Source organism: Vibrio sp. JZG10, from assembly GCF_054064075.1.
The window spans coordinates 155,168-167,593 of record NZ_JBSUGE010000001.1 but is presented as its reverse complement, the minus strand read 5'-3'; the positions used below and the strand labels follow the sequence as shown (position 1 = coordinate 167,593).

The following is a 12,426-nucleotide window of genomic DNA, read 5'->3' as shown; positions in this document are numbered from 1 at the left end:
CGCGATGCAGCAATGGAAAATTCGTATTTTATCAGGCGTGCATTCCGGAGTTGAAGTCACCTTACCTGAGGGCGCTCTTGTGCTTGGCAGTGACGACTTTATCGCAGATCTCGTGCTGTCTGATGCTGGGGTCGAAGCTAACCATTTCACGTTGGTTTGCCAGCAAGACTCGGTCATTTTACGAGGCTGCAAAGAGGCAAATATTAACGGTGAAAACATCTCTGTTGAAGATGATGGGATCGAGTTGTCACGCCATGCCGTTGTATCTGTAGGCGTTGTGAAGTTCGCACTGGGGTACGCAGAAGATGCGTTAATCGTGAGTAACGTCAGCGACGAATCTAGCGAACAGGATACACCTGTTGTTGCTGTACAACGCTCTAGCTGGAAAAAAACAACGCTCATCGCCTTGCTTTGTAGTTTTGTCCCGAGTGTCATTTTTGCTGGTATGTGGTACAGCCAAGCTAACGGAAACAATAATGAGACTGTCACAGAAGCAGAACCCATTGTTTTGGTGCGCAACATCTTAGGCGAGCTCAAACTTAGCGACGTTCGTGTGGAATGGAATGCCGCCGCACGCCAAGCGGTTTTGGAAGGCTATGTTGAAGATCGAACTCAGAAACTCGATCTGCTTGGTCGAATTGATGTACTAGGTATCAATTACAAAAGTGACTTAAGAACGATGGAAGAAATCCGTCGCGGGGTTCGATTTATTTTGCGAAACCTCGGCTATCACCAGGTGAAAGTCGAAAATGGGGATGAGACGGGCACACTGTTACTGACGGGTTATATCGATGATGCAAGCCGCTGGAACCAAGTTGAGCAAATTTTAGAGCGAGACGTACCGGGCCTAGTAGCGTGGAAGGTTGAACTGCAAAGAGCGGGTGCCTACATGGATACGCTAAAAGCCTTATTGACGGATGCAGAGCTACTGAAAAAAGTCCAGTTGGTTACCAGCGGTGATCGCATCGAAGTACGCGGGGAACTTGATGATATCGAAACGACTCGATTTTACGGTGTGACTCGAGACTTCCGAGAACAATATGGTGAAAAACCATATTTAGTTTTGAAATCCATACCTAAGGTGAGTAAAGGCACCAACATCGATTTCCCGTTTCGTAGCGTTAACTTTGGTCAGGTTCCATATGTGATTCTGACCGATAACGTTCGTTACATGGTTGGTGCAAGAACGCCTCAAGGCTACCGCATATCCAGTGTTACGCCTGCTGGCATTGAGCTGGTCAAAGGTGGGCGGGTGATAACAATAGAACTCGGATACGAGGGCGAGACGAACAATGACAAATCTTGAACAAATTTTAAATAACGACAAAAACGGTGCGGAAGTGCACAAGATTAAGAGCAAGCTCTTAGAAGCACAAGCGGTGGTGAAACGTCAGTTGGATTTAGGGTGCTCACCACAGCAGTACCAATTGCTACTCAAACAGTATGAAGCTTACACCGCCGCACATGCGGTCGTTGAATCATACGAAGCGAACTAAAAATACGAGGAAGTCTTATGTCATTTTACGATGCTAGTAACAGTGTAAACCTTGATGATGTTAAAACTAAGTTAGAAAAACAAGCGAAAGATGCCAACACAGAAGTGACGACAGCCATCAAGAACCTAGAAACAAACGCCGATGATCCATCTAAGCTGGCTGAACTTCAGCACGCGATCAACAAATGGTCTGTTGTTTACAACATCAATGCGACCACCACTCGTGCGATTAAAGATGTGATGCAGTCGATTCTCCAGAAGGTATAAAGCATGGAACGAGAAATGCGCCAATTGCTGGCTGAAATCGCGCTGATGGCAACCGGTATGCATCGTCATCAAGAAGCTAACACGATTGCGGACGGCCTTGAAGCAAGCTCCGGTTCTGAAGAGACCGTGGTGATGATTCGTGCAATGAGCCTCATGAATAAAGGCTTGTACGAAGAGGCTCATCAATTGCTCGAACCACTTTGCAACGCCTATCCAGATCTGATCAGTTTAGCGGCCCTTGCTTCCGCCAAAGCTGGTTTATTGAGCAAAGCGGAAAGTTGGGTAGAACTCGCATCACAGGGAAGCGAAGAAAGCCAAGCATTTGCTGCAAGCTTTTCTCAGGACATTAGGAACCTTGGATGATCGTTGATTCAAGTAATCTAACTCTTCAGCCTCAACCTCTGCGCCAATCGGAGTCGCGCCATTATGAGCGGAGCGATGAAGATAAGATGAATGTGCTCATGGAGCGTAATGCCAAGCAAGCGGAAGCCTCACACGCCTCTCCAAAAGAGACGTTAGAGAAAACAGAAGCGAAACTGGCGGACATCAAAGCGTGGTATGAATCACTAAAAGACGCAGATGTTGTCAGTAAACAAAGCGTCTTATCATCGTTAAATGAAGCGTTCTCCGATCCTCAAGTTAAACGAGAGGCAATGTGGTACGCCTTTTATGAGGCGAAGAGTGCAAAGGGCACCGAACACCCGCAAGCCGATTTATTAAAGGTGTTGAAGCAGGAGTTGCTAGGGGATTTTTCGGGCCAGCTTATTGCCGAGCCACCTGTCGATAAAGCAGCACTTAAAGAAATGTTGGCGCAGCATTTTCCACTTGGTGCCCAGAAAGAACAAGCCTTGTGGCACTGCTGGGCTGAGTTGAAGTCGTTACCTGGTATGGCATCAACACTGGACATGGTTCGTGATGAGCTTAGCTTCATGATTCAAAAAAATGCGATGGTGAAAAACATCGTGACTCATAGTCACAAGTTAGATTTGTCTTAGGAGTACATATGATAAACACGCAGTACACCGAGGTGATGCAAACCAACATTGATAAGTTGCAGGATGCACAAGTCGAGGACGGTTTAAGTGAACGTTTCGAACAAGCTATGTCGGTTCCCGAGGCGAATAATGGCTTGGAGGGCGGTTTGCTCGAAAACATCAGCGAGTTAAAAAATACTATCGATAACGCGAAAAGTAACCTGCAAGACAACATGAAGATGGTGGGTGATGATCCGGCGCAATTACTGCAAATGCAGTGGGCACTGACGCGCATTACTTTTCAAGAAGAGCTGATCGCGAAAACCGTGGGTAAAACCACACAAAATGTAGAAACCTTATTGAAGGCACAATAGTGATGATGAATAAAATGAGAGCGGTTTTCATCATGCTCACGTTGTTTCTGGTGGGGTGTCAGACCGAGCTGTACACCAACGTAACTCAGAAAGAGGGGAATGAGATGTTGTCGATCTTATTATCCGAAGGTGTCGTTGCAACAAAAGAACCTGACAAAGACAACACCGTCAAGTTAATGGTAGACAGTTCTCAAATCGCCTTCGCTGTAGACGCGCTGAAGCGAAAAGGGTATCCAAGAGAGCAGTTTTCTACATTGAAAGAGGTGTTTCCCAAAGACGATTTGATCTCGTCGCCATTAGCAGAACGAGCACGTTTGGTGTACGCGAAATCTCAAGAACTTTCTTCAACCTTATCTCAGATTGATGGCGTGCTGGTGGCACGTGTTCATGTTGTTTTGGAAGATCAAGATCTACGTCCAGGAGAGCGTCCAACGCCTGCATCTGCCTCTGTGTTTATTAAACACGCGGCGGATATTGCGCTTGATTCGTATGTTCCGCAGATCAAATTATTGGTGAACAATAGTATTGAGGGGTTGAACTACGATCGAATCAGCGTAGTGATGGTACCCTCATCAGAGGTTCGAGTTGCTACTCAAAACAATCAATTTAAAAGCATTTTGTCGGTTCAGGTCACCAAAGAGACGGCGAATAATCTTATCGCCATTTTGGTGTTCTTGGTAGCTGCGCTTATCGGTTCAAATATCGCTACTTTTACTTGGTGCCGCAGGAACACAAAGCGTGGTTAAACCAGAAACACCACTCGCGCAGGTACAACATCAATTTAACTACGCGCCTTGCCAATACATCCATAAAAGTTGGATAGAACAGAAACAGCCTTGGTTATTAAATATTGAAGGTTGGAGAGATAACCCCATGTTTAACCAATGGTGCATAAATGAGTGGGCGTTATCTCCAGTTCCAGAGACGGCTTTTAACAAACCTTGCCATAGCTTGGCGTTGCTCCCAGCGGATGCGTTGAATCAACTCGTATTGATGGTGGGCGGAGCTTTACATTGTGTGGCAATGCGAGGCGTTGTTTTAAAACATCCGAAACAGGTTCTGAACAACGTCTTTGGATTGGAAGGCGCTCGGTTCTTGATTCAAAACGGGCCGATGTTGTTATCCAGTTGGCCGCAAGGTTGGCAACATCCGTTGCCAGAATCATTGGATGAGCGGTCTATTGAAGCAAAAATGCAAGCGCTTGGGTACTCCTGGATAAGCTTTGTTTTAGTTAACTCGCCAGAAGACATTGTCCTGCGTTGGCAATTCAAACTAGAACAGCAGCTCAGCGAGAGTACGGAAATGGCTAGCTGGTTGGCAAAAGATCAGCGAGATCTGGCGTATCGACTCACAAAAAAAATCGCAAAACAGGTTATTCCCCAATGGTTTCATTTGTTGAAATAAAAACAGACAACTTGCAGCTGGCACCTGGCTTAAAGGTGCTGAAAGCGAAAGATTATGCCAGTTATCTGGATTCGCAACACTTAGTTGAAGCCGCGAACTCCAAAGCTGAAAGCATCATTGCTAATGCCCAACAAGCCTACGAAACTGAAAAACAACGTGGTTATCAAGATGGCCTTGCACAAGCTAAGATTGAAAATGCGCAAACGATGGTTGAAACCTTAGCACGTTGTAATGACTACTATCAGCAAGTCGAAGAAAAAATGACAGGTGTGGTGTTAGAAGCGGTGCGTAAGATCATCGATACCTTTGATGATGTCGATACCACGGTGAGCGTCGTGCGAGAAGCGTTGCAATTGGTGAGCAACCAAAAGCAGGTGATTTTACATGTCCATCCAGAGCAGGTTGTTGATGTGAGGGAAAAAGTGGCTGGTGTATTGAGTGATTACCCTGAAGTCGGTTACGTTGACGTGGTAGCAGATGCGCGCTTGAAAAATGGAGGCTGCATTTTGGAAACAGAAGTTGGGATCATTGACGCCAGTATTGATGGACAGCTGCATGCATTAAAGCAAGCGATGGTGAAGCAACTCAGCGAGCGTAAAATTACGATTCATGAATAAATCTTAAAAACTCAGTACTTGCTGAGTTTTTTCATTTTAATGCCTTTAAACAAAAAAAATCCGACCATTTCTAAAATATTCACTGCCATAAATCCTTAAGAATACACCTAAGAAAGCTGCTTAGGTGATAAGTGTTGCAACCAAGCAGCGCCTCTAAAACAACAAAAATAGGATTATTTAGTCGAATGGCTAATGGATTTATAACTTCTTTACTGACAGATTTTGCCAGCCGCTGCCAACTGGAGTCGCTGGTTTTTGATGAGGATGATTGTTGTCATCTGCTCATTGACCAAAACACAGCAATCACAATTCGCGCACAAGAAGATCGCCTGACACTTATTGGGCTGATTTCAGGCGATAAGCCGAGTGATGATGTTTTGCATCAACATATGAAAGATGCCTTAACGCAAGGCTCTCCAGCGGTATTCTGGGAGGCAGAAACGGGATACATCGGTTTCATACACCTGCACCAGCAACTGTTAACTGCTTCTTTTCTTGATGAATCATTAGCGAATTTCATCGAATGGCTAAAAAGTGCGAACACGCAAAAAGTAACCAATAAAACAACCGAAGTCCCGGTAACGAGTACTACTCATTTTTCCACATTAAGGGTTTAAAACATGATCAGTTTTGGAAGTGTTAGCGCATTGCAGGCTGCCATGCCGCAAGCTCGCAACGAGATACTAAACGAAGGCAAGCTGAGTATTGGTGGCAAAGAATACCAAATCAACGCAGCGACCCAAGAATTTACTCGTACCAATCCTACGAATGGTGCGGTAGCGCGATTTTTTGAAGCGACAGGAAAACTGTTTCGCGAAGGTAGCCCACAATCGGTAGCGAAAGCCCTTACAAAAGCCGTATTTGATAATGAGCAAGGCCAAGCTCAGCGTTTACGAGCTGCTTCTTCTGTTGAGCATGGACAAATGTTCTTCAAAGATGGAAACATAAAAACCGCATCAGATGTATTAAATGCATTCGCAAAATTGGATAGCAAAACGGTCCAATCGCACTCTGCTGAGCTAAACCAGTTAGCGGAGCGAGCAATGACAGAGGCAATGTTAGAAACCGACTCTGGTAAAAACCTCACATCACTGATTGGAGAAAGTGCAGCGAAGTCGCTTGCTGGACGTGTAGTAAAAGACTACGGCGGTGGTGTGTCTGCAGCGCAAAAAAATCCAGCAGGTAGCATCAATCAAATGCAAGCGGTGTTTGATATGGAGGTGATGCATCTTAAATCGGCGCAACGCCATATCGAAGGTCTAGCAAGCACCGATCTAAGCCAAGGTGTATACGCTGAAGGACTGGCAGAGGACGCGTTTAACAAAAGTGGCGTCACCGATAATGTCGAACGAGCTGCGGCGTGGATCATTAATGCTTCTAACTCTAAAGGAAACGATGCCGAAAACATTACGTCTTTACTTAAAGAGTACGCGTCTAATGGTAAAGACTTATTGAATATGGACAACTTAAAAGAGCTACACGCTCGATTGGTACCTGATGTTGAACGTGACTACCGAGGGCCAAATATTTCGGGTGGTACTTTGCCTTCAAGTATTGGCGGTGAGGGGATGCTAAAGCAGCACATTGAAGGATTTTTGAAAGAAAACCCAGTGGCGGATAAAGATCTGGGTAAACACTTGTTTGCAGGAGTCATTGGGTATCACGGGTTCACCGATGGAAACGGTCGCATGGGACGCATGCTATACGCGATAGCAGAACTTCGTAACGACTCATTCAATCCTTTAGCTATGAACGCAGAGAACAGCCTTCACGGTATCAAGTAATCTTTCTCTTCTATTCAAATTTTAGAGCGGCGATTGCCGCTCTTTTCTTATTTCTTTATCCAACTTACTCTTCATTTTTCTACCTCGCTAAAACGGCTAATAGCAATAAAATTGAGACGTTTAAATAAAGCTCCTGTGTCTATCACGCCATAAAATCGCTCTTATCCTTATGAGCTTATTTAAATAAGCCGTTATACCCAAGTCGTCTCGCTGCATCAGATATTTCGAGGCTACTTAGGTATATTAAATTAGACAGGACACAACATGGATACAGGAAAGATTAATATGCTTCTCTCTGAATTGGGAGAAGTGCTGAACCTTGAGCGCGTGACAGCGTATGACGATCAAATGTGGTCACTGCATTTTGCTGAAAATAACAGTGTCGATGTTCTGCTCGTGGAAGAAAAAGGCGAGTTGTTGATTTCTAAAAACCTGCACATAGAACAAGAGGATATTACGTTAGACAAACTTCAAGTTTTACTTGAATACAACTTCTTATATCGAGAAACCGGCGGTGTGCAGTTTTGCGTTAATCCAACCACTAAAGATGTGGTTCTTCAGGTTGCCATTGCGGCCGAAAGTGAACTCACCAACATCGCTAATTTGATGATTCAACTGAATGAGCTAGTGGATACTTGGGCTCAGTTATTTCAGAACAATACGGTCGTAGATTTTAGCCAAACAGACGTACACGCATTTATTCAGGTTTAAGGCATCAAACATGGTCAATATTAATACATCACACATGCATTCGTTGAGTCAGTTAACGTCCCATTTGGCGACACAAAATCAAGCTGACGATAAAGAGGTTCGAGCGCATAATGGCAAAGATATTTTTGTTAAAGAAGGGGCGCCTAAAAACAAAAGCGTCAGCGCGCGTATTAGCCACCAGAATAAAGCGAAAGACATTGTGGTGAATCTGCTCACGAAGCAGGGCATTCCTAAAGACGTTGCGAAGCTGATGCTGCAAAATGTGTTGAACGGTGAAAACAAGTTAACGCTTGGTAGCCTGAAAAATCTTGAGAGATTGTCGTCTGGTCCGAGCTCACATTGGCCAGCCCCGCAAACGGCGGCCTCTTCTTCTAAAGCGAATAAAACCTCATCGAGTGTAGCGCTGATCAACGAACATAAAGCTAACCTTCAAAAGCTTGGTGATTTTGCCTGTACAGACTTAAATACATTTGGTGTAAAAGGTTCGCAGTTTTATGAAACCAAAGGAAAGCCTAGACTAGAAGCGCTTCACGCGAATCAAGCGCGAATCATGCAAGATCAACGAGCGACTATGTCCGCAAACGGAGTTCAAGCTGCAGCACAAAGAGGAACCGCACCGCAATTAAGCACTCTACAGAACATTGCTAAGGCAGTACAAAACGCGAAAGCCGGCTGCTGTACTACATTTGCCTTTGCTGCCGCTGCGGAGATGATTCAAGGCATGTCAGGCACACCTGAAGGTGAGCCTAAAGTCGAAGTGGTTGCGTTTAAAAAGGGTCATTCAGGTACACACCTTTATGTACTGGTTGGTCGACAAGAGGGGAGTGATATCAAAGATCCATCAACATGGAGTAAGGATGTGAAAATTGTTGACCCTTGGGCAACATCCGCATTCGGTGCACCAATGTTTGGAGATGCGCAACGACCACCAGTTTCGAATATGTTCCCGCCAACAGAAGTCATTTTTGATAGCCATAAACTGGGTTAGTCGCTCTGCAAAAGAAGTGAGCAAACACATAATACTAATCTTCTAACCTTTATTGAAAGAGCAGCCCTGAGCTGCTCTTTTTTATTACTCTGGCAACTCATTTTTACAGCGAGATTTCTGCGGAAAACCTCACAATGAAGACGAGAAAGTGACAAAAATAAAGCCATTACCGACATCGTTCAATCTGCAATCGTTGTTCAATAGAGTTATTGAAACAAAAGGAAAAAGTTATGAACACGATTCAACAACTGCTCTTGGAGTTTTGCCAACTCAATGAGTTACCCGAACTGAATTTTGAAGACAATGAACGTTGTCAGCTACTGGTCGACGACCGCTACATGCTGTATTTCATCGCGACAGATACGGATGACTTAATGTTGTCCGTGACGTTCGGAGGATTAGAAAAGTCGGGCGAACAAAGACTAAAAGGTTTAGAGCTTCTTGCTCATGCTAATTATCAGGGCATCGGTAGTGGCAGCCTGGCACTTGCTTTAGCCCCAAATGGTCGACAGCTTGTCTTAGCGGGACGTAAACCCGTTGAGCACCTAAACACGACGAATCTTACTGCTTGGTTTCATGAGGTTATTGAACAGACTGAATTGTGGCAAGCGCGTTTTGCAATGTTGGATCAAGCGATTCCAACCACCCCTAATCATGAACAAGCTCATGTTCAATCACTTCGTGTGTAGGAGAGAAAAATGGTCAATACAACGCAAAAAATCAGCCAAAGCCCAGTACCTGATCTAGAACAGTTTCGTGCAGTCGCTGCGCAAAAAGATGACCGAGTGATCAGTAAAAGAGGTGAGGTAAAAGAACCTTCAACGTTCCACAAAGGTCACAAGTTTGCTTCTATCCACGAAGGCGTGTTGAGAAGCAAATACACTAAGTTTTTCCAAGAAAACATCAAAACTCACCTTGATTTAAAGCAGGCGCTACTTAAGCAAGAAAAACCTGAGGTTGCGCTGTTGGCTTACTCCCTAGTGAGTCCTTCTGGTTATCGCGGTGAGCCGCTTACTGAGCGCAAAATCTTAGAAGTTGTCAGCTTGTTGGATGAAGTCAAGGTGAGCAGCGATACGTACCAGCAGCTTAAAAATACGTTTGACGCGATCAGCAAAGATCCGCGTATGCAGGTGAGTTTAGAGGCTCAGTACCCGGGGAAAATGGATGGTTTTGGTGCCGAACTGTTACAGATGGGCAAAGAGAAACTGAAAGGTTCTGGCGTTAATGCTGTCATCAACCTAGCTTTGCCTGGCGTAGGGCTATTAATTTCAACAGGACGTGAGCTGCACAAAGCGGCAGTCAATGGCGATGCTGAAGCTTACCACCATCAGCTGGAGCAAATTTCGCAGCTTCCAGGGCGAGACCAACGTCTCTCTATGCCGATGCAACAAACATTGGCTCAAGGTCATGCAATGTTATCAGCTGAAGGTGCAGTTGGGGCAACATTGGCCATGGCGACAGGGAGCTTGGGTACTTTTGGTGTGAGCTCTGTAGCGACAGCGGGTGTTACGCCGATAGCAAAAGAAGCCATTGGTTCGGCTGCCACGACCGGCATCATCAGTGGTGGTGGTTTTGTTGCGAACCAAGCTGGAGCATACGGACTAAATACAGAAGTCAAAGAACAACTCATGCAAGGTGAGATGTCTGGTGTTTTACCAAGGCTTGAAGTTTCTAATGCCAAAGGAGACTTTACCTTCAGCATGCAAGATCCAGCTTCTGTACGCGCATTGATGGCGTACCTTGGCCCTAAAGAGAACACGGCGATGACATCACCTCAAGCGCCTAAAGAAGCACAAGAGATGGAAGCTGCTCGCTTAACGTTGAAAAAGATGTTGGGCTCAGAGCCAGGTGAACACTTAGTCCCTGACGTTGATTCTATCTTGAAGCTAAGTCCAGAAGATGCGCCAAGTAAAACTGAGGCAACTGCTCATAGTGCGTTTAAAAAGCTATTGGGCGAAGATTGGGATTGGCTCATGCCTGCAGTTCGAGCGATCGATAAAGGTGAGGCGAGTCAAATCAATGAAAAGCTGACTTACAAACTGCCACTTGATGCAGAAAATGGACGAGTATACCTTGATAAATGCCCAAACCTGAGTGACGCTCAGTTGGATGCATTAGATAAACTGGGCTCACCAAGTCAATTGCGACTGATGTACTTAGCGGAAGGTTGGGTTTAATTGAAAGTAAGGGAGCATTTGCTCCCTTACCGTATATGGTGTTTTGCTGGATGTTTATCTAGGCGTTAAATTGGCCTACTGATTTCGCTTAAAAAAGCGCTCGGCATTAGCAAATAGAGATTCACAGTGCTTTTTCTGCTTGTCGTAGTCAGCCGAACCTTCTGGCATTGCGTCTAATACTTCTTTTGCGCTGTGGTATTCTTTTACCATCAACTCAAACTTATCTTCATAATTGCTTTTTTTATTCTTTTTTTGAAAGCTATCTCGTTTTTTTCTCATTTTTATTCCTCTAGAGCGTGTTTATTAAAGGTCAATCTAATTAACCTCTACTTTTATAGGAATAACGAAGTCAAAATGGTTTAAATTAAGTCTAAATATTCCATTGTCATCGCGCTGATTAATATATTTCACCGCTAATGACTATTCCTAAATAGTGATGATATATACACAAAGTGGCTATGCGCGTTATGTCTTATTTTGACGCTTACTGATTGTTTTTATAAGGTTAAATTCCTTATAAACCTATCGATGTAAAGACAGCGCGTTGTGGTAACCATGCTAAGAGAGCTAACTCTCGCTCGTATTTAAATCAAAACTGAGGCTATTTAATGGAAGATAAAGAATAAGTTGCTACAGGAGTTGAGTAACGAAATGACTCGAAAGAAAACTAAGAAGAGACTCGAACTAAATATTTCATCAATAGCTCACGGTTAGGAGCTGAGCTCACTATACACCGATTATAAGAAATAGATAGGACTTTCTATTTTTCTTCAGACAAAACTGCCCATGAAGGAAGCTTGCGCGTTGCAAAGCAATACCTAAAGATACAAAGGCATGCGTACATGCCTTTGTATGTGTGCGAGGCACAAATGGCGCTATGGTAGGTAGGCGCCGCCACATACTGGATTGTATGTGCCCGTGATATGTCCGCTTTTTTCACTTGCCAAGTAGCTCACGGTGTTTGCTACGTCTTCAGGTGTGGCAATTTTCTGCGTTGGTGTGAACATTCGAATGGTTTCTTTAAACTCTTCAGGAGCACCTTTTGTTGCGTCTGTTTCTACAAGGCCCGGAGCAACGACATTAGACGTAATCCCGAAAGGACCAAGTTCTTGAGCGAGGTATTTACTAAAGCTATCAAGTGCACCCTTTGCACTACCATGAGCAATAAAGCTTGGTGCAGGGGCTTCTGATAAGGTGCTAGAGATAAAAATTAAGCGACCAAAGTGGTTGGCTTTCATGTTTTCTACCGCCAATTTTGCCGTTTGATATGCAGCGTGCATTTCGTCATTTAGCTTTTGTGAAAACTCTTCCCACGACTGCTCAGTGAAAGGTTTAGCGGTAAAGCTCATGTTTGCGTTTGAGACAAGAACATCAACGCCACCATGTTCATTTGCGATGCTGTCGAACATCCCTTGTATTTGTGCGTCATCTCGAACGTCAGCTTTTAAAGTGTACGCCTCACCACCGGCGTTTTGAATTTTTTGAGCTAACGCTTCCGCGACCGCAGCACTATTTACGTAGTTGATAAAAACTCGGTAACCATCTGCAGCGAGTGCTTTTGCTGTTGCTGCACCAATTCCACGAGCGCCACCTGTAATTAAAGCATTGCGTTTTGTCATCGTATTTCTCCAAGGT

Annotated in this window: 17 protein-coding genes; 15 read left to right on the top strand and 2 right to left on the bottom strand. The window is 44.5% G+C overall.

Annotated elements, in window-relative coordinates; translation table 11 throughout:
- Positions 1-4 precede the first annotated feature (4 nt).
- The 15 genes from sctD (at position 5) to ACWYVB_RS00715 (ending at position 10,791) form a co-directional block, all read left to right on the top strand.
- On the top strand, positions 5-1,306 hold the full coding sequence (gene sctD / locus ACWYVB_RS00785; RefSeq protein WP_012841765.1) for a type III secretion system inner membrane ring subunit SctD: 1,302 nt from the start codon (positions 5-7) through the stop codon (positions 1,304-1,306).
- Entirely contained in the window at positions 1,293-1,496 is a 204-nt protein-coding gene (locus ACWYVB_RS00780) for an EscE/YscE/SsaE family type III secretion system needle protein co-chaperone (protein WP_012841766.1), read from the top strand. The genes sctD and ACWYVB_RS00780 overlap by 14 nt, the downstream gene beginning before the upstream one ends.
- Before the next feature lie 17 nt (positions 1,497-1,513).
- A complete protein-coding gene (sctF, locus tag ACWYVB_RS00775; RefSeq protein ID WP_047009831.1) occupies positions 1,514-1,762 on the top strand; it encodes a type III secretion system needle filament subunit SctF in 249 nt (82 codons plus the stop codon).
- Between the two features lie 3 nt (positions 1,763-1,765).
- Positions 1,766-2,125 carry a YscG family type III secretion system chaperone gene (locus ACWYVB_RS00770; RefSeq protein WP_047009830.1) on the top strand — a complete coding sequence of 120 codons (360 nt, stop codon included), beginning with the start codon at positions 1,766-1,768 and terminating at the stop codon, positions 2,123-2,125.
- Complete coding sequence (locus ACWYVB_RS00765; protein ID WP_104971781.1) at positions 2,122-2,757, top strand: YopR family T3SS polymerization control protein; 636 nt, start codon at positions 2,122-2,124, stop codon at positions 2,755-2,757. The genes ACWYVB_RS00770 and ACWYVB_RS00765 overlap by 4 nt, the downstream gene beginning before the upstream one ends.
- An 8-nt stretch (positions 2,758-2,765) precedes the next feature.
- Positions 2,766-3,110, top strand: a complete 345-nt coding sequence (gene vscI, locus ACWYVB_RS00760) for a SctI family type III secretion system inner rod subunit VscI (protein ID WP_005377202.1) — start codon at positions 2,766-2,768, stop codon at positions 3,108-3,110.
- Positions 3,110-3,856: a type III secretion system inner membrane ring lipoprotein SctJ gene (gene sctJ, locus ACWYVB_RS00755; RefSeq protein ID WP_086012989.1), complete on the top strand. Its 747-nt coding sequence runs from the start codon at positions 3,110-3,112 to the stop codon at positions 3,854-3,856. The genes vscI and sctJ overlap by 1 nt, the downstream gene beginning before the upstream one ends.
- Entirely contained in the window at positions 3,849-4,514 is a 666-nt protein-coding gene (gene vscK / locus ACWYVB_RS00750; protein WP_457527567.1) for a SctK family type III secretion system sorting platform protein VscK, read from the top strand. The genes sctJ and vscK overlap by 8 nt, the downstream gene beginning before the upstream one ends.
- Positions 4,493-5,131, top strand: coding sequence for an HrpE/YscL family type III secretion apparatus protein (locus ACWYVB_RS00745; RefSeq protein ID WP_006741524.1), 639 nt, complete (start codon positions 4,493-4,495; stop codon positions 5,129-5,131). The genes vscK and ACWYVB_RS00745 overlap by 22 nt, the downstream gene beginning before the upstream one ends.
- A 131-nt stretch (positions 5,132-5,262) precedes the next feature.
- Entirely contained in the window at positions 5,263-5,748 is a 486-nt protein-coding gene (locus tag ACWYVB_RS00740) for a CesT family type III secretion system chaperone (RefSeq protein WP_254048144.1), read from the top strand.
- 3 nt (positions 5,749-5,751) lie between these two features.
- On the top strand, positions 5,752-6,915 hold the full coding sequence (locus ACWYVB_RS00735; protein ID WP_395186582.1) for a VopS family T3SS effector adenosine monophosphate-protein transferase: 1,164 nt from the start codon (positions 5,752-5,754) through the stop codon (positions 6,913-6,915).
- A 264-nt stretch (positions 6,916-7,179) separates the two neighbouring features.
- Entirely contained in the window at positions 7,180-7,626 is a 447-nt protein-coding gene (locus ACWYVB_RS00730) for a type III secretion system chaperone (RefSeq protein WP_031780449.1), read from the top strand.
- 10 nt (positions 7,627-7,636) lie between these two features.
- Entirely contained in the window at positions 7,637-8,614 is a 978-nt protein-coding gene (gene vopR / locus ACWYVB_RS00725) for a type III secretion system effector VopR (protein WP_203342387.1), read from the top strand.
- A gap of 230 nt (positions 8,615-8,844) precedes the next feature.
- On the top strand, positions 8,845-9,303 hold the full coding sequence (locus ACWYVB_RS00720) for a CesT family type III secretion system chaperone (RefSeq protein WP_005395137.1): 459 nt from the start codon (positions 8,845-8,847) through the stop codon (positions 9,301-9,303).
- A gap of 9 nt (positions 9,304-9,312) precedes the next feature.
- Positions 9,313-10,791 carry a CesT family type III secretion system chaperone gene (locus ACWYVB_RS00715; RefSeq protein ID WP_457527563.1) on the top strand — a complete coding sequence of 493 codons (1,479 nt, stop codon included), beginning with the start codon at positions 9,313-9,315 and terminating at the stop codon, positions 10,789-10,791.
- Positions 10,792-10,866: 75 nt separating this feature from the next.
- On the opposite strand, the gene ACWYVB_RS00710 is transcribed toward ACWYVB_RS00715, so the two are convergent.
- On the bottom strand, positions 10,867-11,070 hold the full coding sequence (locus ACWYVB_RS00710) for a hypothetical protein (RefSeq protein ID WP_005395134.1): 204 nt from the start codon (positions 11,068-11,070) through the stop codon (positions 10,867-10,869).
- Positions 11,071-11,666: 596 nt separating this feature from the next.
- Positions 11,667-12,410 carry an SDR family NAD(P)-dependent oxidoreductase gene (locus tag ACWYVB_RS00705; protein WP_457527561.1) on the bottom strand — a complete coding sequence of 248 codons (744 nt, stop codon included), beginning with the start codon at positions 12,408-12,410 and terminating at the stop codon, positions 11,667-11,669.
- Positions 12,411-12,426 lie beyond the last annotated feature (16 nt).

What these genes read in the sequence shown, in the direction of transcription:
- ACWYVB_RS00765 (WP_104971781.1), top strand. Translation starts at nt 2,122, where the DNA reads ATGATCGTTGATTCAAGTAATCTAACTCTTCAGCCTCAACCTCTGCGC.
- ACWYVB_RS00780 (WP_012841766.1), top strand. Translation starts at nt 1,293, where the DNA reads ATGACAAATCTTGAACAAATTTTAAATAACGACAAAAACGGTGCGGAA.
- sctF (WP_047009831.1), top strand. Translation starts at nt 1,514, where the DNA reads ATGTCATTTTACGATGCTAGTAACAGTGTAAACCTTGATGATGTTAAA.
- ACWYVB_RS00735 (WP_395186582.1), top strand. Translation starts at nt 5,752, where the DNA reads ATGATCAGTTTTGGAAGTGTTAGCGCATTGCAGGCTGCCATGCCGCAA.
- ACWYVB_RS00715 (WP_457527563.1), top strand. Translation starts at nt 9,313, where the DNA reads ATGGTCAATACAACGCAAAAAATCAGCCAAAGCCCAGTACCTGATCTA.
- vopR (WP_203342387.1), top strand. Translation starts at nt 7,637, where the DNA reads ATGGTCAATATTAATACATCACACATGCATTCGTTGAGTCAGTTAACG.
- ACWYVB_RS00710 (WP_005395134.1), bottom strand. Translation starts at nt 11,070, where the DNA reads ATGAGAAAAAAACGAGATAGCTTTCAAAAAAAGAATAAAAAAAGCAAT.
- ACWYVB_RS00730 (WP_031780449.1), top strand. Translation starts at nt 7,180, where the DNA reads ATGGATACAGGAAAGATTAATATGCTTCTCTCTGAATTGGGAGAAGTG.
- sctD (WP_012841765.1), top strand. Translation starts at nt 5, where the DNA reads ATGCAGCAATGGAAAATTCGTATTTTATCAGGCGTGCATTCCGGAGTT.
- ACWYVB_RS00770 (WP_047009830.1), top strand. Translation starts at nt 1,766, where the DNA reads ATGGAACGAGAAATGCGCCAATTGCTGGCTGAAATCGCGCTGATGGCA.
- vscI (WP_005377202.1), top strand. Translation starts at nt 2,766, where the DNA reads ATGATAAACACGCAGTACACCGAGGTGATGCAAACCAACATTGATAAG.
- ACWYVB_RS00745 (WP_006741524.1), top strand. Translation starts at nt 4,493, where the DNA reads ATGGTTTCATTTGTTGAAATAAAAACAGACAACTTGCAGCTGGCACCT.
- ACWYVB_RS00705 (WP_457527561.1), bottom strand. Translation starts at nt 12,410, where the DNA reads ATGACAAAACGCAATGCTTTAATTACAGGTGGCGCTCGTGGAATTGGT.
- ACWYVB_RS00720 (WP_005395137.1), top strand. Translation starts at nt 8,845, where the DNA reads ATGAACACGATTCAACAACTGCTCTTGGAGTTTTGCCAACTCAATGAG.